Annotated in this window: 24 protein-coding genes; 19 read left to right on the forward strand and 5 right to left on the reverse strand. The window is 45.2% G+C overall.

Features of this window, described 5'->3' with window-relative positions; genetic code table 11:
* Window positions 1-17 precede the first annotated feature (17 nt).
* Window positions 18-1,433: a type I glutamate--ammonia ligase gene (gene glnA, locus ACLVWP_RS01185; protein WP_413559473.1), complete on the reverse strand. Its 1,416-nt coding sequence runs from the start codon at window positions 1,431-1,433 to the stop codon at window positions 18-20.
* A 72-nt stretch (window positions 1,434-1,505) separates the two neighbouring features.
* Entirely contained in the window at window positions 1,506-1,844 is a 339-nt protein-coding gene (locus ACLVWP_RS01190) for a P-II family nitrogen regulator (RefSeq protein ID WP_413559475.1), read from the reverse strand.
* 239 nt (window positions 1,845-2,083) lie between these two features.
* On the opposite strand from ACLVWP_RS01190, the gene ACLVWP_RS01195 reads away from it, so the two are divergent.
* The 8 genes from ACLVWP_RS01195 (at window position 2,084) to bamE (ending at window position 9,793) form a co-directional block, all read left to right on the forward strand.
* Window positions 2,084-2,686 (forward strand): gamma-glutamylcyclotransferase family protein, encoded by a 603-nt coding sequence (locus ACLVWP_RS01195; RefSeq protein ID WP_413559477.1) that lies wholly within the window; start codon window positions 2,084-2,086, stop codon window positions 2,684-2,686.
* Window positions 2,679-3,155 (forward strand): tRNA (cytidine(34)-2'-O)-methyltransferase, encoded by a 477-nt coding sequence (locus ACLVWP_RS01200; protein WP_413559479.1) that lies wholly within the window; start codon window positions 2,679-2,681, stop codon window positions 3,153-3,155. The genes ACLVWP_RS01195 and ACLVWP_RS01200 overlap by 8 nt, the downstream gene beginning before the upstream one ends.
* Window positions 3,156-3,227: 72 nt before the next feature.
* Window positions 3,228-4,118: a TIGR02147 family protein gene (locus ACLVWP_RS01205; protein WP_413559481.1), complete on the forward strand. Its 891-nt coding sequence runs from the start codon at window positions 3,228-3,230 to the stop codon at window positions 4,116-4,118.
* A 33-nt stretch (window positions 4,119-4,151) separates the two neighbouring features.
* Window positions 4,152-4,931 (forward strand): hypothetical protein, encoded by a 780-nt coding sequence (locus ACLVWP_RS01210; RefSeq protein WP_413559483.1) that lies wholly within the window; start codon window positions 4,152-4,154, stop codon window positions 4,929-4,931.
* A gap of 284 nt (window positions 4,932-5,215) precedes the next feature.
* Window positions 5,216-7,891, forward strand: coding sequence for a preprotein translocase subunit SecA (gene secA / locus ACLVWP_RS01215; protein WP_413559484.1), 2,676 nt, complete (start codon window positions 5,216-5,218; stop codon window positions 7,889-7,891).
* Window positions 7,892-8,659: a hypothetical protein gene (locus tag ACLVWP_RS01220; RefSeq protein ID WP_413559486.1), complete on the forward strand. Its 768-nt coding sequence runs from the start codon at window positions 7,892-7,894 to the stop codon at window positions 8,657-8,659.
* The gene (locus tag ACLVWP_RS01225) at window positions 8,640-9,266 is read left to right on the forward strand and encodes a hypothetical protein (protein WP_413559488.1); all 627 of its coding nucleotides are present in this window, start codon (window positions 8,640-8,642) and stop codon (window positions 9,264-9,266) included. Before ACLVWP_RS01220 ends, ACLVWP_RS01225 begins: the two co-directional genes overlap by 20 nt.
* Window positions 9,267-9,346: 80 nt before the next feature.
* Window positions 9,347-9,793, forward strand: a complete 447-nt coding sequence (gene bamE, locus ACLVWP_RS01230) for an outer membrane protein assembly factor BamE (RefSeq protein ID WP_413559490.1) — start codon at window positions 9,347-9,349, stop codon at window positions 9,791-9,793.
* Here the strand turns inward: bamE and ACLVWP_RS01235 are convergent.
* On the reverse strand, window positions 9,783-10,376 hold the full coding sequence (locus tag ACLVWP_RS01235; protein ID WP_413559491.1) for a hypothetical protein: 594 nt from the start codon (window positions 10,374-10,376) through the stop codon (window positions 9,783-9,785). The two genes, bamE and ACLVWP_RS01235, sit on opposite strands and share 11 nt — an antisense overlap.
* A gap of 1 nt (window position 10,377) precedes the next feature.
* Window positions 10,378-11,064, reverse strand: coding sequence for a matrixin family metalloprotease (locus ACLVWP_RS01240; protein WP_413559493.1), 687 nt, complete (start codon window positions 11,062-11,064; stop codon window positions 10,378-10,380).
* A gap of 67 nt (window positions 11,065-11,131) precedes the next feature.
* Here ACLVWP_RS01240 and ACLVWP_RS01245 point away from each other — a divergent pair, with 67 nt between their 5' ends.
* From ACLVWP_RS01245 to ACLVWP_RS01285, 9 genes are all read left to right on the forward strand, one after another.
* Window positions 11,132-11,875 (forward strand): SDR family oxidoreductase, encoded by a 744-nt coding sequence (locus tag ACLVWP_RS01245; RefSeq protein WP_413559494.1) that lies wholly within the window; start codon window positions 11,132-11,134, stop codon window positions 11,873-11,875.
* Between the two features lie 209 nt (window positions 11,876-12,084).
* The gene (locus ACLVWP_RS01250; RefSeq protein ID WP_413559496.1) at window positions 12,085-12,618 is read left to right on the forward strand and encodes a c-type cytochrome; all 534 of its coding nucleotides are present in this window, start codon (window positions 12,085-12,087) and stop codon (window positions 12,616-12,618) included.
* 15 nt (window positions 12,619-12,633) lie between these two features.
* On the forward strand, window positions 12,634-13,515 hold the full coding sequence (locus ACLVWP_RS01255) for an SCO family protein (protein ID WP_413559497.1): 882 nt from the start codon (window positions 12,634-12,636) through the stop codon (window positions 13,513-13,515).
* Window positions 13,516-13,521: 6 nt separating this feature from the next.
* Window positions 13,522-14,478 carry a cytochrome c oxidase subunit II gene (gene coxB / locus ACLVWP_RS01260; RefSeq protein ID WP_413559498.1) on the forward strand — a complete coding sequence of 319 codons (957 nt, stop codon included), beginning with the start codon at window positions 13,522-13,524 and terminating at the stop codon, window positions 14,476-14,478.
* A 15-nt stretch (window positions 14,479-14,493) separates the two neighbouring features.
* Window positions 14,494-16,104, forward strand: coding sequence for a cytochrome c oxidase subunit I (gene ctaD, locus ACLVWP_RS01265; protein ID WP_413559499.1), 1,611 nt, complete (start codon window positions 14,494-14,496; stop codon window positions 16,102-16,104).
* Entirely contained in the window at window positions 16,091-16,753 is a 663-nt protein-coding gene (locus ACLVWP_RS01270; RefSeq protein WP_413559500.1) for a cytochrome c oxidase subunit 3 family protein, read from the forward strand. Before ctaD ends, ACLVWP_RS01270 begins: the two co-directional genes overlap by 14 nt.
* Before the next feature lie 2 nt (window positions 16,754-16,755).
* Window positions 16,756-17,103 (forward strand): cytochrome C oxidase subunit IV family protein, encoded by a 348-nt coding sequence (locus tag ACLVWP_RS01275; protein WP_413559502.1) that lies wholly within the window; start codon window positions 16,756-16,758, stop codon window positions 17,101-17,103.
* A gap of 8 nt (window positions 17,104-17,111) precedes the next feature.
* Window positions 17,112-17,990: a heme o synthase gene (gene cyoE / locus ACLVWP_RS01280; protein WP_413559504.1), complete on the forward strand. Its 879-nt coding sequence runs from the start codon at window positions 17,112-17,114 to the stop codon at window positions 17,988-17,990.
* A gap of 133 nt (window positions 17,991-18,123) precedes the next feature.
* Window positions 18,124-21,903 carry an Ig-like domain-containing protein gene (locus ACLVWP_RS01285; protein ID WP_413559506.1) on the forward strand — a complete coding sequence of 1,260 codons (3,780 nt, stop codon included), beginning with the start codon at window positions 18,124-18,126 and terminating at the stop codon, window positions 21,901-21,903.
* Here the strand turns inward: ACLVWP_RS01285 and maiA are convergent.
* Window positions 21,900-22,559 carry a maleylacetoacetate isomerase gene (maiA, locus tag ACLVWP_RS01290; protein WP_413559507.1) on the reverse strand — a complete coding sequence of 220 codons (660 nt, stop codon included), beginning with the start codon at window positions 22,557-22,559 and terminating at the stop codon, window positions 21,900-21,902. The two genes, ACLVWP_RS01285 and maiA, sit on opposite strands and share 4 nt — an antisense overlap.
* Before the next feature lie 57 nt (window positions 22,560-22,616).
* On the opposite strand from maiA, the gene ACLVWP_RS01295 reads away from it, so the two are divergent.
* Entirely contained in the window at window positions 22,617-23,342 is a 726-nt protein-coding gene (locus tag ACLVWP_RS01295) for a hypothetical protein (protein ID WP_413559508.1), read from the forward strand.
* A 38-nt stretch (window positions 23,343-23,380) separates the two neighbouring features.
* Window positions 23,381-23,950 carry an outer membrane beta-barrel protein gene (locus tag ACLVWP_RS01300; protein ID WP_413559510.1) on the forward strand — a complete coding sequence of 190 codons (570 nt, stop codon included), beginning with the start codon at window positions 23,381-23,383 and terminating at the stop codon, window positions 23,948-23,950.
* Window positions 23,951-23,957: the final 7 nt, after the last annotated feature.

Consider the following 23,957-nt stretch of genomic DNA (forward strand, 5'->3'; position numbering starts at 1 on the left):
TCTCCAGGAAAAAACTATTAACAATCGTAGTACAGATGGAACTCATAAGGAACTGGTCTTTGCTGTACTGGACGAACTTCTTTGTCGATTTTGTACTGCACCCAAGTTTCAATCAAGTCATCACTGAAAACATCGCCCTTTTTCAAGAAGCTGCAGTTATTAATCAAATTGTTCAAGGACTCTTCAAGTGTACCCGGAACAGATGGGATTGCAGCGGCTTCTTGTGGAGGCAAACCGTAGATATCTTTATCTAGAGGATCACCTGGGTTGATTTTGTTGATGATACCGTCAAGACCTGCCATCAAGATCGCAGCTTCTGCCAAGTAGATGTTAGCAGTTGGATCTGGTGTACGGAACTCAATACGTTTTGCTTTTGGATTTGGACCAGAATTTGGAATACGCATAGCCGCAGAGCGGTTTTTAAAGCTGTAAGCCAATTTCGTAGGAGCCTCAAAGCCCGGAACCAAACGTTTATATGAGTTTGTTGTCGGATTAATGATACCGCAAAGAGCAGGAGCATGTTTCAACACGCCACCGATGTAGTGAATTGCCATTTCTGACAAGCCTGCGTATTTGTTACCTGCAAAAAGATTTTTACCGTCTTTCCACAAAGACATGTGGATATGCATACCAGAACCGTTATCTCCGTAGATTGGTTTTGGCATAAACGTCGCTGTTTTTCCGTGGCGCATACATACGTTTTTCACGATGTATTTGAACCACATCATTTTGTCGCCCATGTTCAAAGCCGTGTCGAATTGGAAGTTGATTTCGCACTGGCCGGCAGATGCCACTTCATGGTGATGACGTTCTACTTTCATTCCACAACGTTCCATCTCTGCGCAAATTTCAGAGCGGATATCTTGCAAGGTATCAGTTGGAAGTGCAGGGAAGTAACCTTCTTTGCTGCGGATTTTATAACCTAAGTTATTGCCACCTTCGTCGCGACCTGTATTCCAAACCGCCTCGTTGCTATCTACCATGTAGAATGCAGAGTTTGATGTTTGTTCAAAACGAACATCATCAAAGATAAAGAATTCAGCCTCTGGGCCGAAGTAAGCTGTATCAGCAATGCCTGTTGACTGCATGTAGGCGATTGCTTTTTTAACGATTTGACGTGGATCGCGATCGTATGGTTGCAAAGTTTCCGGCAAACACACATCACAGATCAAAGACAATGTTGGCATTTCCATGAATGGATCCATGATTGCCGTCTTTGGATCTGGCTTGATGATCATGTCTGATTCTTCAATGCCTTTCCAACCGCGTATCGAGCTTCCGTCAAAGCCGAAACCGTTTTCAAAAGATTCTTCTTCAAGTTGGTGAAGAGGAATTGTTAAGTGTTGCCAAGTTCCGATCATATCACAGAACTTTAGATCTACCATTTTCGCGCCTTTTTCAGCGGCGAATTTTAAAGCTTCCTTCGCAGTCATTTTGCGTCTCCCTTGCAAAAATCAAAAACCTAAAAAAACAAAACAAAAAAATAGCCGCAGCGTTTGCTGTGGCTAAAGTGCTTCCTCATTTTTCTCGCCTGTTCTAATTCTCAGAACAGACTCAACTGGTAATACGAAAATTTTTCCGTCACCGATTTTACCGGTGTGGGCAGTTTTGCGTATTGCTTCGACGGCGCTATCTACTAAGGCCTCTGGCAACACGACTTCCAGTTTTATCTTAGGAAGGAAATCAACAACGTACTCCGCACCTTTATAAACTTCGGTACGTCCTTTTTGACGCCCAAACCCACGAACTTCAGAGACAGTAATACCTTCGATTCCTACTTCGGAAAGAGCGTCGACAACGTCGTCGAGCTTGAAGGGTTTAATGATAGCCTCTATTTTTTTCATGGATCCTATCGTTATTTTAAAGATGTGAAATTTTGTTGAAACCAAGGATAACAAAGGCTTGGAAGAATGCAAAAAGGACTCAAGCAATTTTATAATTTTAATTCATCAATAACGCGAAACAGTACGCGTTTCTAGGTTGAGCACTCTAGTTGTTTTTGGTACACAGCCCGTCCGCGTGTAGTTTTACTAGGCGCGTAGGGGATTCGTAAAAACCATTATGTTGTCAGACCGGGGGGATTATGACTGCAAAACGTTTTTTCGTGTATGGATCATTGACCGAGGGGATGGTTCACTACTCAAAGATTCAGAACTTCATAGAATCATTGAGCTTTGCCAGAATCAAGGCAACAGCTTATCGCTTAAAAGTTGGCTATCCAGCGCTAGTAAAAGGCGGCTCCGATCTGGTGCCGGGCCAGCTGGTTGAGCTTAAAGCTTCTGAATTGTTGGTCGGTTTGTTGGATGAGTTTTACGGCTTCAACCAGTTAGACCCAGAAAAGAGTCTTTACTCCAGAGAAGAAGTCGATGTGTTCGTTGAAGGCTCTTCTGAGCCGATCAAAGCATGGACGTACTTTCTAAATCCATTGAAACTTCCGGTGAATGCATCGGTCATCGAGGGTGGTGACTGGAGAAAATCAATGGAAGATCAACCTTTGATGACATCTAAGTTGACTGAAAAACAGTCGACTTATATTCAACGCCTGGGGCGTTCTACGGGTCGCGAGATCGTACCCATTGATTTGACACTTTATCGTGAACTGATGAACCTTGAGTTGATCGTCGATAAGGGTCGCAGACTGGCTCTATCAAAATTGGGCCAAGAGGTATTTAAACATCTTGGATAATTCAAACAAAGTCTTCCGTATCGTATTGATTGAGCCTGAAATTCCTCAGAACACGGGGAATATCGGGCGAACTTGTGTGGCTACGAATTGCGAGTTGCACATCGTTGGGAAGATGGGCTTTGAAATCAATGATACCAATGTAAAGCGCGCGGGGCTGGATTACTGGCCTCATTTAACGTGGCATCACCATGCGACGTTCGAAGACTGGTGGAAGCTGGTTGAGGACCCTTCGCGTGCTTGGTTCTTTACGACAAAAACAAAACGCACATATTTCGAACCACAATATCAATCAGGCGACTGGTTGGTGTTCGGTAAAGAAACTAAAGGTTTGGATCCAGATCTTTTAGCGAAATTTCCGAATCAGACCGTGACCATCCCAATGATTGGTGAGGGCTCACGCAGTTTGAATTTGGCAACGAGTGTTGCCATCGCCGCCTATGAAGGCGTCAGACAAATCAAGTACACATAATCGTAAACCATCAGTTTTATATTGTTCTTAATTCCTGCATCTGACTAAACTTACAGTTGCAAGGAGTTAAGGATGACCTCTAGCACGCAAAATTTGGCGCCCCAATTGTCGCAGTTCCATAAGGCGACAGAGTTTCTTAAAGCTCACTATGAATATCGAAAAAAATTAGACCCTGGGTTTTCTTACGAAGCCTGGTCGGCGGAGCTTGGCTATAAAAGTCGTTCTTTCGTTAAGATGGTGGTTTCGGGCCAGCGCAGTTTGACTGCCGAGTTCGTACAAAACTTTGCAGAGAGAATGAAGTTTTCCTCTGAAGACTTCCATTACTTTTCTTTGATCGTGTCCCACGAACAGGCTGGGAGCGAATACGAGCGCAGTCTTTACCTGGATAAGATTTTCGAACACAGTGGTCAGCGTAAACAGCTGCAAATCCTTGAAGACCAAGATGATTTCTTGCGAGACGTGCACTTGCCAAAAATATTTCTGCTATTAGGCTTCAAAGATATTTCAAAAACACCTGAGCGCTTAGCCGAAATCATGAATATGGATGTCGTATCAATGAAGGCTCGCTTGGAAAAGCTGGAGGCTTTGGGGCTTGTGAGCTTTCAAAACTGGCAATGGGAGCCGGTTGACGAATCCTTCCGTGTTCCCAGTAAATATGGAAATGAGGCGTTGGAGACATATCACAATTCCTCGTTAACTGAAGCCATGTCCGCACAAAAAATGGAAACACGCCTAAGACGTTTTCGCAGTCTGCTTTTGCCGCTGGGGGAGAGCGAGTTTGAGGAACTGTTGACTGATATTGAAGCACTCGTTGGGAAATCCATCGCTAAGTACAACCACAAAGAAATTCAAAATCGCCGTCTATATAAGATGAATATCAATGTTCATCCGGTGACCGAGCTTGTTCACGAACCTGAGAACGCAACTGGACTATCACTCAAATTTGAGAACACCGAGACTTAAGCGAAGGAATCTTTTTAATAAGAAAAGGACGTTATGATGAAAAATGTTTTGTTGAGTTTGTCTTTGGTGTACGGCCTGGTTGGATGTGTCAGTAAGACCGTTGAGGTAAACTCTGGTCCGCGAATTCCAGCGGGTGTGGGTGATGTGGGCTCGTCGACAGATGGTGCACAAGATTTTATGGGGCGTTATAGACTTCCACTGGAGAGAGATGGCGTGGAGAAAATCCGCGTTGCTTACACATATTGGAGTGGGGAGTGGCCATCGCCAGTTATCGATGTAAAATCAAAACAAAAAAATGGTACAACTATCATCCTGGGATATCTTTCTCCTCGCACTTTGAAAGAGCGCAAAACTTGTACGATTAAGAATGGTATTTACCATCCTTGGTCAAAAAACTCTCCATCGCTGATTAACTATTATTCTTTCGTTTCTCCGGTCGACTTTGAGGCCCTTAAAGACACAGTTCTTGGTGAGGGCACTGTTGATGGAGTGCCGACGGGTGTGAAAGTTCCTAAAGGTTCGAAGGTCGTAAACGTTATTCCTTTGTCTGAAGGATATGTTTCGGGTGCAGTTAAGATTGGCCAAAATCTTCGTCCCGTCGAAGTGTTTTACACTGATTTATATGAATCTAAAAACTTCGTGAGAATCACACCGGAGGATGATTTTAGAGAGCAATGGTTGCATTTCCAATGCTCCGAAAAAGATGCTGCTGGTAAATCGCGTACGGTGTTTGTGAGAGACCAGGATCTGTTGTCGCAACCAGGTATCGCACAAGGTACTTTCGACGACTACGGTAAAGTAAAAGCGCAATAGGCTGGCATACACTCCGACTTCGTCGGAGTAGGGCGAATTGTTTAGAGCGCCGAGCCAGTTTCGTGAGTGCACGATGGGCTCGGCGATTTCGCAATATGGTAATTAAAATCCATTAATGCAAGTAAGGCGATATCACTTTTTTTGATTTATTTTTCTCTCTATTGCATCTGTGTTAGTCTTTAGTCTGGGTTTTGAAATTTCCGAGTGATCTCGCGTCAATGACGCACTAAAAAATAGCCCCTTTCCTTGCAGCTCACATCTGTTATGGGCTATCCTTAGCCACTATGGTAACGCAAATACTTACAAAAATATTCGGAACTAAACACGACCGTGAAATGAAAAAGATCCAACCGATGGTTGATCGTATCAATGCCTTGGAACCACAAATGAAGGCACTCACGGATGAACAACTAAAAGCAAAAACTCCTGAGTTCCAGGAACGTTTGAAAAAAGGCGAGACAGTTAACGACATCTTGCCAGAAGCATTTGCTGTCTGCCGTGAAGCTTCAGTTCGTGTATTGGGCATGCGCCATTACGACGTTCAGTTGATCGGTGGTATCGTTCTGAACAGCGGTAAGATCGCTGAGATGAGAACGGGTGAAGGTAAAACACTCGTTGCAACTTTGCCAGTTTACTTGAATGCACTTACTGGTCGCGGTGTTCACGTTGTGACAGTGAATGACTACTTGGTTCGTCGTGACTCTGAACACATGGGTCGCTTGTACGGCTGGTTGGGTCTTACAACAGGTATCATCGTTCACGGTTTGAATGATCAACAACGTAAAGAAATGTACGCTTGTGATGTTACTTACTGCACGAACAATGAACTTGGATTCGACTACCTTCGTGACAACATGAAGTTTGATTTGAACGATTACGTTCAACGTCCTCACTACTTCTCGATCGTGGATGAGTGTGACTCCATCTTGGTCGACGAAGCACGTACTCCACTGATCATCTCTGGTCCTGCGGAAGCTTCTACAGAAAAATATCAAATTGTTAACTCCATCATCCCTCACTTGAAGCGCGATGTTCACTTCACAATGGAAGAGAAATCTAAAACCGCTTCTTTGACAGATGAAGGGAATGCGAAAGTTGAAGAGTTGTTGGGCGTAGGCAATCTTTACGATCCGCAAAACATCGAACTTCTGCACCACGTGTACCAAGGCTTGAAAGCTCACTACTTGTACCGTCTTGACGTTGAATACATGATCAAAGATGGCGAAATCGTGATCGTGGATGAATTCACGGGCCGTTTGATGCCAGGTCGTCGTTGGTCAGATGGTCTTCACCAAGCGATCGAAGCTAAAGAAGGCGTTGAAGTTAAATCTGAAAACCAAACTTTGGCGACAATCACATTCCAAAACTACTTCCGTATGTACGAAAAACTTTCGGGCATGACGGGTACTGCGGACACTGAGGCGGTAGAGTTCAAAAAGATCTATAACCTTGATGTGAACGTGATCCCGACAAATAAACCAATCAAGCGTCTGGACGAAGAGGACGTGGTTTATAAGTCTGAGAAAGCAAAATACAAAGCAATCACAGCAGATATCAAAGAGCGTTCTACAAAAGGTCAACCGATCCTAGTGGGTACGGCTTCTATCGAAAAATCTGAGGCGTTGAGCCGCTTCCTTCGTAACGAAGGTATCAAACACGAAGTTCTAAATGCGAAACACCACGAACGCGAAGCTGAGATCATTGCTCAAGCGGGTCGTAAAGGTGCAGTAACGATCGCTACGAATATGGCGGGTCGTGGTACTGACATCATGTTGGGTGGTAATGCTGAGATGTTGGCGAAAGTGGCTGTTGGTAACGACGACACTCCTGAATATATTGAAGCAGTGGCGAAATTTAAAGGCCAAGTAGAAAAAGAACGCGCAGAAGTGCGTGAGCTTGGTGGTCTTTATATCATCGGTACTGAACGCCATGAATCCCGTCGTATCGACAATCAGCTACGCGGTCGTTCCGGTCGTCAAGGTGATCCAGGTGAATCTCGCTTCTATCTTTCTTTGGAAGATAACTTGATGAGAATCTTCAACGGTGAACGTATCCAAAAAATCATGGAAATGTTGAACATCCCTGAGGACGAACCAATCACAGCGAAAATGGTGACGAACGCGGTTGAGGGTGCTCAACGTAAAGTGGAAGGTCACCAATTCGATATTCGTAAAAACTTGATGGACTACGACACTGTCATGAACAACCAACGTAACGCGATCTATGGTATGCGCCGTCGCTTGTTGGAAGGTAAAGACGTTGAACGTACTGTTTTGGATAACTTGGGTGATGTGGTTTCCACAATCCTAGATACTTACGTTCCTGAAGACGGCAAAAAAGAAGACTTCAATCTTGAAGGCTTGAACAACTCTTTGGCGCAAACTTTCGGCTTCAGAATTGAATTCAACAACCAAGTTGTGAATACAGAAACTGTGATCGAACAAGTTCGCCACGGTGTTAAACAAGTTTATGACCGTCAAAAAGAATCCATGGGTCCTTTCTTGGAGCAAGTTCAAAAAATGATCATGCTTCAATCCATCGACCATCACTGGAAAATGCATTTGGCGATCATCGATAAGTTGAAAGAGGGTATCGGTCTGCGCGGTTACGCTCAGAAAGATCCTTTGATCGAGTACAAAAAAGAAGCTTTCAAAGCTTTTGAAACTTTGAACAACACGATCAAAGCTGATGCCATCGAAAAGATCATGAGAGTTCAATTGGTACCGCAACAATCTGAAGAAGAAATGCTTGAGAGCTTGCGCCCAGAGGAATCTGATCTAGACGAATTGGATTATTCTTCTCCTTCTGAAGCTGATATTGGTCAGTCAATGCCGGAAATGAACGGTTCTGAAGAGCCGCAAAAACGCAAAATGACTTTCCAAAGCGGCCCTGCTGATGACCGTCCAATGAACCGCGAAGAGCGTCGTCGTTTGGACAAACAAGGCAAAGGGAAAAAATAATTGGCTCAATGTCCGAACTGCCAACAGCCAGTAGAGATTCTGGATAAGCACTGGGGGACGTTATTTACATGTCCTCTGTGCGCGGCAGTTTTCTTTGTCAATTATGATGGGCAGCCAGAAATGGCTTCCCACGAAATCGAGACTCCAGAACAAAACGACAATGCTTTTGTTCCTCCTTTTTCTCAAGAATCTAATCAAGATCAATTTAATCAAGACTACTCTGCACCTGCGGAACAAGATCAGTATCTTGAACCTACTGAGGAGCCGTCCTATCGCCCCCAATCGCAAGAAACTGTGTTTGGCCAAGCTCCCGTAGAGACGGAGCCTGAATACTCATTGGAAAGCACGGAAGAGCTTTCAGAGGCGGCGACGGAATCAGAGCCAGCCTACGAGTTGAACTCTTCAGAGAATTTTGATTATTCAGCATCTTTGAATCAGCCTATCGAACCATTGAATGAATCGAAAACTTCAGACGACGCGAACTTTGCCGACGTCCTGGATTTTGCGAACTCCACATCGGGGGAGGGAAACTTCTCGTATGTGGTGATCATCGAAGGTCTAGATAGCAGCCAATTGGTTCACCAACTCAAAGAAGCCATGACTGATTCCAAGTTTGGCTGGGATGTGAGTGAGCTTTTAACTCACATTGGTGGGGGCCGTTTGGTAATTAAGGGCCTCAGTCCAGCTAAAGCTTCTGTCTTTATCAACCGAATTAAATATCTGCCTTTTAAAATTTCTTGGAGGCAAGATGTTCTCTCTGGTCCTTAAATCATTAATCGCAATAATTACGGTGACTTCGATCGCTGTGGCAGCCTTTGCAAATGAAGGTGGTGGTCACGGTGGCGGCGAAGAAAAAAAGGCCGAAGGCGAAGGCAAATCCGAAGAAAAGGTCGAGGTTAAATCGGCTGAGGAAAGCTACGACAAAGTAGCTGCCAAGGTTGCTGCGCTTGAAGCGAAGGTTCACTCGGGCCAAGAGGAAATCGAAAAGCTGATCGTTGAAAAAGCTCACACCAAAGATCCCACAAAATTAAATGAGATCGTAAAGCAGATGCTGACTTTGCATAAAGAACTGCAAAAAAACGTGCAGGAATATGATCAAGTCCGCGGTCTGATGAAGTATCGCTATCCTGAAAAAGGCCTTACGACTAAGCGTGAATACGAGCGCATTGAAGTGAAGTCCTTGGATGATATGGAATCGCAAATGAGCCTGTCGTCGTCAGTAAAACGCACGATGAAAAAGGTTCGGGCGCAGTATGATACTCCTGAGCAGTTTAAAGCTCGCAAAGAGGCCGAAATTGCTGGGCATGGCGAAGAATCGTCCAGTAAGAAAAAGAAAGGCCCTGAACTCACAGAGCCTGTCATTCTTAAAAAATAATCGTGTCATATTGAGACAGCTGCAGTGTGGGACTTTCAGTCCCTATGTAGACCTGATATCTTATAAGGATCGGGGGAAAAATGATTCGACTGCTGTCGATTCCAATCGTCGTAGCTTTGGCGCTGTTAACAACAGCTTGTCAGACGTCTATGGTTAAACAATTTGAATCATTAAAACCTGGAATGGAAAAAGACGACGTCCTTGATCGCATGGGCAGTCCGAATCAAACTCAGCGTGTGTCTGGTAAGGACCGCTGGTACTACAACTTCTATGACAATCGCATTCGCTTTAACAAAGAAGTCCAATTCGTAGATGGCATGGCTGTTTACATTGGCGAAGTGGTTCAACCGACGGAAGATCAAACGGCAGTTGCTGTTGATACACGCAATGAATCTCGCAATAAGCAAATCGATGAGCAGATGAAAAAAGAAGTCCAAGAAAATCGTAAGGCCTATGAGGCGTACGAAGCGCAAACTCGCGGCACCGATAAAGTTCGTTATGTGCCGACCTTTGAACCTATTCGTTAAAACTTAGCGGAGTTCCCAAGACAGAAATGATTTCGTAGCCGGTTACTTCAAGGTAATCGGATTTGTCTTGGTTGAATAACTTAATTCCAGTCCAAACCCATTGATAACCGTGATCGCGAGGCAGCTCGACGACGATGCCTTCTAAGTGAAGTCCGTCAGAAGCTAGTACGCATTTTCCTTGAACCAATGTGTGGGGAGTGTCGCCAGACACAGCAACACCCTCAGCTGTGAAAGCTAATTCGATGAATGGATAGCGATCGCAGACAGAAATTTTTTGTCCATTATCACCACGCATATAGAAATGTCCCATATGCAGTCTCATGCCATCACTGAAATCAGTGACCTGTGCGCTTTTCAATAGTTGATATTTAAAAGCTTTTTGGAACTCATTGGGATTTGATCCCGACAAATCGGCACTTGCTAATGCAGTATCCAGTTGTCCTTCAGATTCAGTCGAAGCAATTTTTCGCGAGTTAGAAAACTGATTGTTCATGTAAGTGATAGCAATCGGAAGTGCCAGCAAGATAAAAATCGTTGCGGCTCTTCTGGAGGCTTTTGAAGACTTTTTATTCTCTTCACTCATCTTAGTACTCGCATTTCAGGGCCTTACGGTCCGCTTCTGTTAGCACATCACGTTTCGTTCCTGCATTCAATACTGGCCACATCACCGTCGATAGGGTTGAACGATGTTTTAATCCCAAGACATGTCCAAACTCATGCACCATCAAACTTAAAAGATGAAGGTCAGATGTGAGTTCAGGATGTTCAATATAAAAACGGTAGTATTTTGCATCGATCGTTAAATCGGCCTCAGTGATTTTATTTCCAGTCCAATAAAGAGCTGTCACTGCTTGCAGATTCGGGGAGCGATTCCAGTTGGTGTTCCAATAAATACCGCTGCGACCATCTTTGCTGCCGTCATAAGACAAATCGTCTTCGTTGGTGATATTGAAAAGAGTCATGCCGGCTGCGTCTTCCCAGATTTTTGCGGCAGAGCGGACGATGGCTTCGTATTCTTCAGGAACATTTTTGGTCATGAACATGCGAATTGGCAAATTTGATTTCCAAGACACACGTTGGCCGTAAACGTTTTGCACAAATCCACATTCGTCTTGAGCGGCACTCGCTAGAGTCGTGTCGGAGCCAGGGCCTAACGTCACTCCCTCCTGACATCCACTCACTGCAAAGCACAACAATACGAAGACAAAAATTTTGTACATATCCTCCAGTTTAATCGCAAAGCTCGGAACTACGAACTTCTCTTTGCTCATCTCGACTTTTGACTGGTCCTGTGTCCGTCCTTGCCTCGTGGGGTCGTGGGGCAGTACGCTTTGGGGCATGATAAATTTTAAATTCATTAATAAGAACGCTGTTGTTACAGGTGGGGCTGCGGGTATTGGTCTAGAGATCACGAGTGGATTTCTTGCAGCTGGTGGAAACGTTTCCGTATGGGACTATTCGGATAAGGCCTTGGAAGCCGCTAAGGGCGAGCTTTCCAAGTACGGCTCGCAAGTTCAATACGTACAAGTTGATATCACGAATCGTGATTCTGTTGCGAAAGCCGCAGCGGGATTGCCATGGGCTGTGGATATCCTTGTGAATAACGCCGGAATCACTCGCGACAAATCTTTTGCTAAGATGGGCGCGGATGATTGGGATGCGGTGATTAACACAAATCTTACGGGTTTGTTTAATGTCACAAAAACTTTGTTGGAAAAATTCAATCCAAACTCAAACCACAAACGCATCATCAATATTTCTTCGGTGGTGGGTCTTTACGGAAACTTTGGTCAGACAAACTATGCGGCCGCAAAATCGGGCGTTATCGGTATGACTAAAACTTGGGGTAAAGAATTGGGCCGCAAAGGATTCACTTCAAATGCGATTGCTCCGGGCTTTATCAACACGGCAATGACCAAAGCGATGCCGAAAGAGGCGATTGATGCTATGGCAGCTAAGATTCCAGTGATGCGCCTTGGCGAAACTTCTGACATCGCAAATGCGGTCATGTTTTTGGCGAGCGAACAAGCCGCTTACATCAATGCGACCGTTCTAAGTGTCGATGGTGGCATCACTTTATAGCGATGAACGAGTGAAAGTTTCAGCGTGCATTTTGTGTGCATGTTGAGACTGAATCTCAGTGCGGAAAACAAGCTTTTGCGGCGCAACAATACCATCAGGACAACGTGGTGTAATTAGTTGCGGTCCCTAGGGTTTTCGGGTACTTAACTTAGATTATATTACAATACTGTGACAAAACTTTTTCGGGTCCCTTGGGGAGTAGATAGCCTATGTCTGAGAATAAAGATCATTATAACCGCGGCGGATTGTTAGCATTTATGTTTTCAATGGTGTTCGTGTTTGCCTTCTTCTTCTACCTTGTCGTTATCAACAAAGGTGTGGACTTGGCTGAGAACGTTATCGATCCAAATGCTCCAGCAGCAGCGACAGGCCCAGTATTCGATATCACTAAAGTGACTGAGCCATGGGTTGAGACTCCAGAGATGATCACTTACGGTCAGAAATTCTTCAAAACGAACTGTGCTATGTGCCACGGTGATACTGGACACGGTGACGGCGCTGCAGGTGCAGCATTGAATCCAAAACCACGTAACTTGGTTGAAGGTAAATGGACTCAAGGTGATGGCATCATCAATCACTTTAAAGTTGTTACTAACGGTATCCCTAACTCTTCAATGGCAGCATTTGGTCACTTCAAAGTTGCTGATCGTTGGGCAGTTACTCACTACATCAATTCAATCACTGAAAATAAATCTAAAGACGATCCTGCTAAAGTTGCTGAGTTTGCAAAAACCGCAAAATAATTAGGAAGTTATGAAATGTCCGAAAGTCGTTTTGTTTTGAGAGCAAAAACAATGGGAATGGTTCTAGCTGGAACCGTTCTCGTTTTGTTTTCAACGACGACTTTCGCATACAACGGCAAAGAAGAGCCGGGTATGGCGGCGGATGAAAAACCGCGTGAGTTAGAGAACGTAGGGATTGAAGAGAAGTTGGGCAAGAAGCTCGACCTCTCGATGAAGTTTAAGGATGAGACGGGCAAAGAGATCGCTTTGGCTGATTACTTTGACGGAAAACATCCTGTAGTTGTTTCGCCTGTGTATTTTACTTGTCCTGGTTTGTGCAACTTTCACCTCAATGGTCTGACTGATGCACTTAAGCTGATGGAAAAGGAATGGACTGTTGGCGGCAAGTACAAAGTTGTAGCTCTTAGTTTTGACTCGAAAGAGACACCTGAGATCGCTGCTCAGAAAAAGGATCTGTACATGAAAATGTACAACCGTCCGGGTTCAGAAGGTGGATGGCACTTTCTAACAGGGAATGAGCAACAGGTAAGAGCTTTGACAGATGCTATTGGTTTTAAGTTCAGATGGGATGAAAATCAGAAGGAATGGGCGCATGCTTCGGCAGCGGTTGTTGTTTCTCCTGATGGCACGGTTTCTCGCTATCTGCCTGGGATTATGTTTAATCCACAGGATATTAAATTGGCTCTCAACGAAGCCACCGAAGGTAAGATCGGAAACTTCGTAGATAGTCTCGTGCTGTATTGTTTTAAGTATGATCCACACAAGAGCAAGTATTCGCTTGCCGCTGTCTCCATAATGAAGATGGGTGGCGCGTTGATGGTTCTGGTGTTGGTTTTATGGTTATTGCCGCTTTATATTCGCTCCCGCAGAGCGAAGAAAAATGTGGCGGGGAGATAAAGGTACATGATGTGGTTTAATTACGCGAAGGCCCAATCCTTCATGCCAACGCAAGGAACCGAGATTGCCAAGCAGGTGGACAATCTTTACGGATTCTTGCTGATTACAAGTTTCATCGCCTGCGTGCTCGTTATCGGCGGGATGATTTACTTTGTACTTAAGTACAAACGTAAATCTGAAAACGACAAAACAGCATACATCTCTCACTCAACAGCGTTGGAGTTCTTGTGGTCATTTATTCCACTAGTGATCTTCTTGGCTGTGTTTGCTTGGGGTTGGTACATCTTCCACGGTATGCGATCCATGCCAAAAGATGCTCTTGAGATCAACGTCCTTGGTAAACAATGGGCTTGGGAAATCGAATACAAGAACGGCTTTAAAGCTGTAAATGAAATCGTTGTACCAGTGAACACAGATGTGAAGTTGCTTTTGACTTCTCAAGACGTGATCCACTCATTCTTCGTTCCAAGCTTCCGTATTAAACAAGACGCCGTACCAGGTCGTTACACTGCTTTGTGGTTCCGCGCTGAAAAGCTTGGTGAATTCCATGCATTCTGTGCTGAGTACTGCGGTACAACTCACTCGGGTATGATCGGTAAAGTACGTGTTGTAACTCGTGAAGAGTTCGACAAGTACATGGAAGAAGGTCAAGAAGAAGGCCAATTGCCACTTGCTAAACGTGGTGAAAAACTTTTCGCGTTGAAAGCCTGCGCATCTTGCCACGCTGTCGACAACCCTGCTGCGAAAGTTGGTCCTTCATTGTTCCAAGTATTCAATCACGAAGTTGAGCTTGATGGTGGCGGTAAAGTAAATGCGGATGAAAACTACATCCGTGAATCTATCCTTCAGCCAAATGCTAAAATCGTAAAAGGCTTCCCTAAAGGCGTAATGCCAACGTTCCAGGGTCAGATTAACGAAAACGAGCTTAATGCACTTGTAGAGTACATTAAGACTTTGAAGTAATAAGGAGTGCAGCTCATGGGTCATTCATCATCAGCTCACGGCGATAACTATCTAAATTGTGAAAAAGGCCTTTGGTCATGGTTAACTACGGTTGACCACAAACGTATCGGTATCATGTACATGATCGCTGTTATGTTCTTCTTCTTTGTCGGTGGGGTTATGGCCCTACTTCTTCGTTTGGAACTTTTTGCTCCGAACGCGACAGCGGGTGTTGGCCAAGTTTTGAAAAACGGTGACGTTTACAATCAGGTTCTAACTTACCACGGTGCGATCATGGTCTTCATGGTTATCGTTCCTGGTATCCCAGCGATCCTTGGAAACTTCTTCCTTCCAATGCACTTGGGAGCGAAGGATATGGCTTTCCCGAAAATCAACTTGCTAAGCTTGTATGTATTCATGGGCGGCGCTTTGCTGGCTGTGGCGACATTCTTCTTGTCAAAAATTGATACTGGTTGGACGTTCTACACTCCTTACTCGATCCGCACTGGTACTTCAGTTGTGGTTATGGTTGTGGCAGCCTTTATTATGGGTATGTCTTCAATCCTAACGGGTTTGAACATGATCGTAACAACTCACAAACTAAGAGCTCCGGGCATGACTATGCACCGTATGCCTCTTTTCGTTTGGGCGCTTTACTCAACTGCGATCTTGCAATTGCTTGCAACTCCAGTTTTGGGTATCACGTTGATGTTGTTGGCTGCTGAGAAAATCTTCGGTGTTGGTATCTTCGATCCGGCGCTTGGTGGTGACCCAGTATTGTTCCAACATTTCTTCTGGTTCTATTCGCATCCAGCGGTTTACATCATGATCCTTCCAGCGATGGGTGTGATCTCTGAGATCATCACGACGTTCTCTCGCAAAGTAATCTTCGGTTACACCGCGATTGCATACTCTTCTCTTGGTATCGCAGCGGTTTCCTTCTTCGTATGGGGACATCACATGTTCGTTTCAGGTCAATCAGCAGTTGCTGGTATCCTGTTCTCGTTCATCACGATGCTGGTAGGGGTTCCTACAGCGATCAAGATGTTCAACTGGGTTGCGACGATCTACAAAGGTTCAGTTAGATTCGACTCTCCAATGTTGTTCGCTCTTGGTTTCTTGTTCTTGTTCGCGATCGGTGGCGTAACTGGTATCATGCTTGCGACTCTTCCAATCGACGTTCACTTCCATGATACGTACTTCGTAGTAGCCCATTTCCATTACGTGATGGTGGGTGGTACTTTGATGGCGTTGATGGGTGGCTTCTATTACTGGTTCCCGAAAATGTTCGGTAAAATGTTCTCTGAAGCGGCAGCTCGTATGTCTTTCGTGTTCATCTTTATCGGTTTCAACGTGACGTTCTTCCCTCAATTCATTTTGGGTGCGATGGGTATGCCACGTCGTTACTTCGATTATATCCCGAACTATGAACAGCTTAATAAGGTTTCAACTGTGGGTTCATGGTTGATTCTAATTGGTTTCTTGATCGGTCTTTATACAATCATTCAAGGTATCAGAAAAGGCGAGAAAGCTCCTGCAAACCCATGGGGTTCTAAGACTCTAGAGTGGCAGACTCCTTCTCCTCCACCACAATTTAACTTCGATGTTGAACCAGTAGTAACAGCGGGGCCTTATGAGTACAGATAACGTAGTACATCCACACTCAGCACACGTGTCGCATCACTTTAACGATGCGACTCAGGAATACGACAGCGGTAAGCAAGGTATTTGGTTGTTCATGGTTACTGAGATCCTCATGTTTGGTGCGATCTTGGTTGGTTATGGAATCTTCCACAATATCTACCCAGCGATGTTCTCTGAAGGTGCTAAACAGCTAGATTGGAAACTTGGTTTCGTAAATACCATGGTTCTTATCTTCTCTTCTTTCACAATGGCGATCTCGATCCAATTGATCCAACGTAATCAAACTAAAAAGGCCGCTCTTGCTTTGGCGACGACGATCCTTTGCGGTGCGATCTTCATGGTGATCAAATACTTCGAGTGGACTCATAAATTCCATCTTGGTTTCTATCCAGGTCGTTACCTTGACTTGGTTAAAACGGGTGCAGAGCACGCGAACCTTGGTTTGTACTTTGGTTTCTACTTCTGCATGACAGGTCTTCACGGTCTTCACGTTTTGATCGGTATGGGCTTGATCACTTGGTTGTTGATCAGAACGATCCGTGGCGACTTCCACTCCCAATACTGGTTGCCAGTTGAGGGTGTTGGTTTGTTCTGGCACATCGTCGATTTGATCTGGATCTTCCTATTCCCTCTTCTATATTTGGTGGGTTAACAATGGCAGCACATAGTCACAGCAACGAACATAACGAAGCAAACGTTCTTCATCCACACATCTCGCCAACTTCAATGTACTTGAAAGTGGCGGGAGCGCTGTTTGGTCTTACAATCTTGACGGTTGTAGCGCATCAGTTCCACCACGCAATGGGCGCATTCGCACCAATCGTGGCGTTCGGGATCGCAGCTGTTAAGGCGACTCTGGTTTTGTTGTACTTCATGCATTTGAAGGACGATAACAACATGAATCGCGTGATCTTTGCTTCTGGTTTCTTCTTCCTAATCGTTCTTCTATTCTTTAGCGTGGTTGACCTTGTCACTCGCGTTCATGAGATTAGCCCGCTGTAGTCTTTATCGTGTTAAAGACTTACGCGGATCTTACCAAGTTTGGCATAGTCGTCTTTTCTGTTTTGGCAGGATTGGCTGGCTATGCCACTGGTTTTCAAAGTGAAAATGCTTTCGACTGGAAAGCAATTCTTGAGACTCTCCTTGGAATATATTTCTTAAGCTCTGGCTCTTTGGCCTTGAACCAAGTTCAAGATCATAAGCTTGATGCTCTTATGCCCCGAACAGCAAATCGTCCCATTCCTGCAGGTCGTTTGAAACCAGCAGCAGCGGGTATTTTGTCGTTCTTCTTTATCTTTGTGGGATTGCAGCTTTTGTTCACGGTTCAGCCGATGGCGGGACTTGTGGGACTTATCTGCGTGCTTTTCTATAACGGTCCTTACACTTTGTATTTGAAAAAGAAATGGGCTTACGGAGCTGTTCCTGGTGCGATCCCGGGTGCATTGCCAGTGACAATTGGTTATGCGGCTGCGAATCCCGACATCTTTAATTCTGAATCAGTCTACTTGTTCTTGATCATGTTCATTTGGCAGATGCCACACTTCTGGGTGTTGGCGATTCGTTATAAAGACGACTATGCAGCGGGGAATATTCCTGTTTTGCCAGTAGTTCGCGGCATCGATAAAACTTTGGATCAAATTGCTCTTTGGACTTTTGCATATGTGGGTGTTGCGTTGGCGGCACCGATGTTTGTACATGCAAGCTGGCTTTATATTTTACTTACGATTCCATTCGTATTTAAGGTTTTGCAGGAGCTTTATCGTTACTACAAATCCAAGGGGACTCAGCGTTGGCTCGCATTCTTTATGTGGCTCAATGTGAGTATGCTGATCTTCATCATCATCCCAGTTGTGGATAAGTGGCATTTCCTGATTACGGAAAGCCGTTAACAGAACGAACCCGGTTTAAGCCGGGTTTTTTTGTATCTTTTTGAGACTCTCCAAGTATTACATCCGTGCAGTATGGGTTCATGTTTCCCTGAAATCCCTTCTGAACCTTGGTCAAAATTCCGATAAATAAGTAATGGTTTTTCATTATACCAACTCTTACATGGTACGTGTGGGGCGAGTTGTTTTGCTCCCTTTGTTGCTGGCACTAGCTGCCTGCACGGATGCCAATGTCAGTGTGAGTATGCTGAGCCAAAACCTAAGCGGCAGCGTGAATGTCTCCATCTCTTCGTCTGCAGGTTCTTCGACAAATCTTTCTTCTATTCCGGTTGATGTAAAATTCTCTGAAGATGTTGAGAACATCACAACTTCAAGTTTCGAAGTTACCAACGGCACAATTCAAACGATCACGGGGAGTGGTGCGAACTATTCTTTAGTTGTTGTGCCGAATGGTGATGGCGCTGTTTCTGTTAAATTCCTGCCTGGCAAAGTAGACATCAAAAAGAACTCAGGCTCTTTCCAAAAGAAAGCTGCCGGAACTCCGCTGTCGGTTGTGGCTGATACGGTGGCACCTATGGTGTTATCACTGACTTCATTGGATGGAAGCATCACCAACAAGTCGGTTATTAATTTTAAAGTTGAATTTTCCGAGCCCGTAACTGGATTTGATATTAATCAATTGTCGGTATCAGGGGCGGGCGCCGCTGTGACTGGGGTTACTGGTTCTGGTGCAGTTTACAATGTGCAAGTGTCGGTGTCGATCACGGGTCAGTTGACCTTGTATGCATTGCCGGGGTCCGTTCGTGATGGTGCGGGTAATTTACTGGGCACTTCGTCTCCGATTTCAGTTACGTATGATCCGACTTTGCCGATCCCGGTTTTAAGTTCCAGCGCAGGCAGTTTGACTAATCTTAGCTTGATTCCTATCACGGTGGACTTTGGTTCCGTGAGTGTCACGGGCCTTACAATGTCAGACTTTGTTGTAGCTGGCGCTACGATTTCGGGATTCTCTCAAGCTGGATCAATCTATACGGTGACTCTTTCTCCAACAGCTGATGGTGTGATCTCAATTTCCTTACCTGCAGATGCTGCGACAAGTTTGTCAGGTGTGGCGAGTTTGGCTTCGAATAATTTGGATATCACTGTGGATCGCATGGCCCCGGTGATTGCAATCGGTACTCCCACGCCGTCTTATGGAACTAGTGCGGCTGAATTCAAATGGCTTGTCACTTATAGCGGCGCAGACCTTATTACTTTGAACTCTGCCGACGTGACTCTTTTGGGGAACTCAGCGGGTTGCTCTAAGAGTGTGGTTGCACAAACTGCGAGTTCTTATTTTGTGGTAGTTACCGGTTGTACGGGCATTGGGTCGATGATGTTTACTCTGGCAGCGCAGACGGCACAAGATGCAGCCGGAAATTATGCGGCTGCAGCGGCATCATCTTCAGTAGTAGTCGATAGTATGACTTACGTGGTGTCTTTGGCTGCTCATTCTGACTTTGTTGCGGAAGGTAGTTCAGCAAATCAGCAAAGCTTTACTGTGAACTTAGGCACCGCGGGCGTTGCACCAGTTACTATTAACTATAGAATTGCCAAAGCTCTATCTTCAGCGGCGAATAATACAGATTTTGTTTTAAGTACTTCATCAGTGACGATTCCGGCTGGACAAACCTCCGCTACGATTAACTACACTTATAATGGCGACACTTCGGCAGGTGGATCAAAAATTATTCAGATCGGTTTGTCTGATGTGGAGACTGCAAGCGGCGCTCCGGCTTTGACCAACGTAACTGTTGCTCGTCGCTTAGTTGTCGATGAAGAGCTTTCCAATTTTTATTCTGAAATAGCTACTACGACAAATCACTCCTGCGGAATTACTTCAACGGGAGTTTTGAAATGCTGGGGAAGCTATCTTTACGAGACTCCGTATACCAGCAGCACGGGTGTTCCAGTCGTCGTGGACTCGGGTGTGGCCTATAGTAAAATTTCAACAAGCAGCACTCACACATGTGGAATTACCTCTGCGGGAGTTCTAAAGTGCTGGGGTATTAATGCGAACGGACAGCTTGGGGATTCGACTGCAATTACCAGAACGGCTCCGGTCGTAGCGGACGTAGGCACTAGTTATAAAGAAGTCTCAGTAGGTACTTCATTCACTTGCGGGATCACAACTGCAGATAGCCTAAAATGTTGGGGTTTAAATACTTCAGGTCAGCTTGGCTTGGGATCTACGATAAATGCAACACCAACAAGTGTTGATACTGGTGTTGCCTACAGCACGGTCACCGCGGGATCAGCTCACGCCTGTGCGTTGACGACTGCTGGAGTGATGAAATGCTGGGGCTCGAATAACTTCGGGCAAGTTGGAAATGGCACAACCACAAATGTGACGACGCCGTATACGGTTGATTCGGGGGCAGCGTTTTCTTCGATTGCAACAGGCGCAGCATTTTCGTGTGGAGTAAATGGCACTAAGAAAATCAAGTGCTGGGGGCTGAATGCCGCTGGACAACTTGGTATTGGCAGCACGACGAATCAGACGTCGCCGACGGTGGTCGACTCTGCTGTTGATTATGAAAAAGTTGGTGCGGGAAGTGGCGCTGCTTGCGGAATCACTTCTGCAGGCGCCTTAAGATGTTGGGGTTTGAATGCCTTGAATGCATTGGGTGATGGAACTCTTACGAATGCAACGGCACCAATAGCGATCGATGCGGGCTCCACATATGCCAAGATTGCTCCGGGTGGGAATCACATGTGCGGGATCTTAACGAATGGTATTGCTAAGTGTTGGGGTGGTAACCTTTACGGGCAAACCGGTGATGGTCTTCCTCAATACGTGCACACTCCTAAGTCTGTTGAAGACTCCTCCGTGTATGAAAAAGTATCTAATAGCATCAGTCACACCTGTGGGATTGTTGCAAGTAGTGGTGCTCTGAGATGCTGGGGCGATAATAGCTATGGCGAGTTGGGCGATAACTCAACGAACTCGCGCTCTATTCCATTCCGTGTAGATAGGAATGATCAATACAAAGATGTTTCTGTTGGGGATTACTTCACATGTGCGGTTTCTAAGAATGGTCATTTGAAATGTTGGGGATTGAATACCAATTCGCAGCTTGGGGATGGGACAACTACGAATAGAAAAAAACCAGTCTTAATTGATGATGGAGTTCTCTATAACAAAGTTTCAGCTGGAGTGAGCCACGTTTGTGCTATTACTACGGCCGGAATTTTGAAATGCTGGGGCTTGGGTACAAGTGGACAAATTGGCTCTGGTAGCATGACGACAAAGAGTACACCGACGGTTATCGATTCGGGAGTTTCATACGCAGATGTGAGTGCTGGCGAGAGCCATACTTGTGGTATCACGACAGGTAAGACAGTAAAATGTTGGGGTGCTAATACCTACTACCAAGTAAGTCAGACTGGTGCGAATACATATTCACCGACAATCGTAGATAGCGGAATTCTTTATAATTCTATTCAAGCTGGTGATCAGCACACATGTGGTATTACTAGCAGTGATAACCTAGTGAAATGTTGGGGGCAAAACTCCAGCGGTCAGATTGGCCAAGGCACAAATACATCAAGCGTATCGATTCCGACGGCAATTCTAGGTGGTGAAACGTATTCTAGCATCAGTGCAGGTTCTTCACATAATTGCGGGGTCACAAGCAGTGGTCAGCTAAAATGCTGGGGATACAACGGAAGTGGACAGTTGGGAGATGGAACTTATGTTGCTAAGAGTTCTCCAACTGCGGTGTCTGCAAGCGGAGATACCTATACAGGTGTTGCCGCAGGCTCTTCAACTTGCGGGATCCTTCAGTCCGGTCTGCTTAAATGTTGGGGTGCTGATAGTTACGGGCAGCTTGGGCTAGGGCGCTCGTGGGGACGCCCATTGCCGATTATTCCTTAGGGTTGTCTTAGATCTTCAGGTGTGTCGATCTGACGACTGAAGTGAGCTTTCTTGAATTTTGGATGTTGATCCAAGTTCGCAAAAATCTTCATCACTGTTGGGTATTTTGAAAGGTCGACCTTGAAACGTTGGCAAGTGATGATCTGTGGGTAAAGCACGATATCTGCCATCGTCACTTCATCGCCAAAGCAATACTTTCCAGCAAACTCAGGCAGTGTTTTCTCCAGGGCTTCGAGTCCTTGGATGATCCATTTCTGTGCCCATTGGTCTTTTTGGTCTTGGGTGTAGCCGTGAACTTCACCCATGTACTTGGTGATTTTTAAATTTCCGTACGGATGCATCGAAGCGTTTACGATCTCGCACACCTGGCGAACGCGTGCACGCAGATAAGCATCCTTAGGCATAATTGAAGGGGACGGTTGGATCTCTTCAAGATACTCAACGATCGCCATTGAGTCAGGGATGATCTTTCCCTCGTGAATCAATGTTGGCAGGCCACCCATCGGGTTGATCTTGCGGTATTCAGGCGAGTGCTGCTCGTCTTTCAAAAGATTGATCGCCTTGTATTCGTACGGGATACCTTTAAGTTCAAGAGTCACGCGCGCGCGGAAAGATGTTGAACTTCGAAAATAGTTGTAAAGTACGAACGAGGACATATACTGACTCCTGTTGATCACAAATAACTACAATGATTTTTATCAAAGGGCGATTTAATGCCAAGTAGATTTATTTTTTCGCTGCGCTTTTCATCGAAGGTGATGATCAAGCTTGCGAAGCTGTCGCTTGCCATGGTGCTGTTCATGAGTCTTTTCCGACTCAACCTCTTTATGCTTTCCGGCTTTCAAAGAACCGAACATCAAACTTTCCTAGAAATCCTTTATGCCTTCGGAACCGGAATCCGCTTTGATATTCTGATCTTTGGATTCTTACTAATCCCACTTTATTTCATGTTGATCGCTCAGGCCCTCAGTGAAAAGTGGCCTAATTGGATGTTTGGGTTTTATAAAACGTACTTTGGTATCTGTTGGTTGATCATCTGCTGCCTGTCTTACGTTGATTTCTTCCACTACTCCCATCACGGCCGTCATATGCGATTTGCAGAGTACTCGGATTGGACTCCGCAGTTCACGTGGGAGCAAATGCAGGCTTTGCAGCAAAATCAGGTTTTAATCTTTACGATTATTACCGTTGTTCTTTTGGTTCTGGGGCATATGTTGATTCGCGGTTTGCAGTTCGGTCAGTGGAAGGATGAGTATTCTCCGCAAAAGGGATCTCGTCTGGAGCTTGCCCTGCGCGTCGTGCTGCCATTGGTAATCATCGTTTTGGCGGCTCGCGGAACTGTGGAACCCCATCATCTTGAGCTGGCGCACAGCCAGATTTCAAATAATACAGCGCTGAACGAAATTGGCCTGAATGCCGTATGGTGTTTTGATAAATAGAACAACTTGTGGGAGGATACCCCCACAAGGAGTTCACGATGAAAAAGCTAGCTTTGTCTTTGCTTGTAGTTTCTGGTCTATTTTCTTCTGCAGCGTTTGCTGATTTAAATTATGGTCTTGAAGTAGGTGTTCGCAGCCAATCTGGTGATACAGATGCAGTGGGCGGTTCTACAGATTCTCAAACAGCTATGCAGTTTGGTATTTTCGGTATCATGCCGATCAGTGGCCCTTGGAATTTGCGCACAGGTCTTCTTTACACTCAACGCCCTTTGATTGAAAAAGTAGGCGGCGTTGAAAACAAAATCGATATGAACTATGTCGATATTCCAGTAAACATCATGTACAAGTTCGAAGAATACGCAGGCGTGTATTTGGGTGTTAATCTTGCGATGAACATGGATAAAAAATGTGGCGCTGCAAACTGCACAATCGGTGATGTGGCTTCTCCATTGATTCCATTGACTGTAGGCGCGTCTTTCAAATTCGCTCCTAACTTGGGTCTTAATGTTTATTTTGAAAGCGCAGGCGGTAAAGTGGCTGTGACAAACAACCATGACTTGAAAAACTACCGTGCTGTAGGCGCTAACTTGTTGGTTACTTTCGACTAAGGATAAT

The sequence above is a fragment of the Bdellovibrio sp. HCB209 genome (genome assembly GCF_047306065.1).
Classification (GTDB): domain Bacteria; phylum Bdellovibrionota; class Bdellovibrionia; order Bdellovibrionales; family Bdellovibrionaceae; genus Bdellovibrio.

What these genes read in the sequence shown, in the direction of transcription:
- glnA (WP_413559473.1), bottom strand. Translation starts at nt 1,433, where the DNA reads ATGACTGCGAAGGAAGCTTTAAAATTCGCCGCTGAAAAAGGCGCGAAA.
- ACLVWP_RS01190 (WP_413559475.1), bottom strand. Translation starts at nt 1,844, where the DNA reads ATGAAAAAAATAGAGGCTATCATTAAACCCTTCAAGCTCGACGACGTT.
- ACLVWP_RS01195 (WP_413559477.1), top strand. Translation starts at nt 2,084, where the DNA reads ATGACTGCAAAACGTTTTTTCGTGTATGGATCATTGACCGAGGGGATG.
- ACLVWP_RS01205 (WP_413559481.1), top strand. Translation starts at nt 3,228, where the DNA reads ATGACCTCTAGCACGCAAAATTTGGCGCCCCAATTGTCGCAGTTCCAT.
- ACLVWP_RS01210 (WP_413559483.1), top strand. Translation starts at nt 4,152, where the DNA reads ATGATGAAAAATGTTTTGTTGAGTTTGTCTTTGGTGTACGGCCTGGTT.
- secA (WP_413559484.1), top strand. Translation starts at nt 5,216, where the DNA reads ATGGTAACGCAAATACTTACAAAAATATTCGGAACTAAACACGACCGT.
- ACLVWP_RS01225 (WP_413559488.1), top strand. Translation starts at nt 8,640, where the DNA reads ATGTTCTCTCTGGTCCTTAAATCATTAATCGCAATAATTACGGTGACT.
- bamE (WP_413559490.1), top strand. Translation starts at nt 9,347, where the DNA reads ATGATTCGACTGCTGTCGATTCCAATCGTCGTAGCTTTGGCGCTGTTA.
- ACLVWP_RS01235 (WP_413559491.1), bottom strand. Translation starts at nt 10,376, where the DNA reads ATGAGTGAAGAGAATAAAAAGTCTTCAAAAGCCTCCAGAAGAGCCGCA.
- ACLVWP_RS01240 (WP_413559493.1), bottom strand. Translation starts at nt 11,064, where the DNA reads ATGAGCAAAGAGAAGTTCGTAGTTCCGAGCTTTGCGATTAAACTGGAG.
- ACLVWP_RS01245 (WP_413559494.1), top strand. Translation starts at nt 11,132, where the DNA reads ATGATAAATTTTAAATTCATTAATAAGAACGCTGTTGTTACAGGTGGG.
- ACLVWP_RS01250 (WP_413559496.1), top strand. Translation starts at nt 12,085, where the DNA reads ATGTCTGAGAATAAAGATCATTATAACCGCGGCGGATTGTTAGCATTT.
- ACLVWP_RS01255 (WP_413559497.1), top strand. Translation starts at nt 12,634, where the DNA reads ATGTCCGAAAGTCGTTTTGTTTTGAGAGCAAAAACAATGGGAATGGTT.
- coxB (WP_413559498.1), top strand. Translation starts at nt 13,522, where the DNA reads ATGATGTGGTTTAATTACGCGAAGGCCCAATCCTTCATGCCAACGCAA.
- ctaD (WP_413559499.1), top strand. Translation starts at nt 14,494, where the DNA reads ATGGGTCATTCATCATCAGCTCACGGCGATAACTATCTAAATTGTGAA.
- ACLVWP_RS01270 (WP_413559500.1), top strand. Translation starts at nt 16,091, where the DNA reads ATGAGTACAGATAACGTAGTACATCCACACTCAGCACACGTGTCGCAT.
- ACLVWP_RS01275 (WP_413559502.1), top strand. Translation starts at nt 16,756, where the DNA reads ATGGCAGCACATAGTCACAGCAACGAACATAACGAAGCAAACGTTCTT.
- ACLVWP_RS01285 (WP_413559506.1), top strand. Translation starts at nt 18,124, where the DNA reads ATGGTTTTTCATTATACCAACTCTTACATGGTACGTGTGGGGCGAGTT.
- maiA (WP_413559507.1), bottom strand. Translation starts at nt 22,559, where the DNA reads ATGTCCTCGTTCGTACTTTACAACTATTTTCGAAGTTCAACATCTTTC.
- ACLVWP_RS01295 (WP_413559508.1), top strand. Translation starts at nt 22,617, where the DNA reads ATGCCAAGTAGATTTATTTTTTCGCTGCGCTTTTCATCGAAGGTGATG.
- ACLVWP_RS01300 (WP_413559510.1), top strand. Translation starts at nt 23,381, where the DNA reads ATGAAAAAGCTAGCTTTGTCTTTGCTTGTAGTTTCTGGTCTATTTTCT.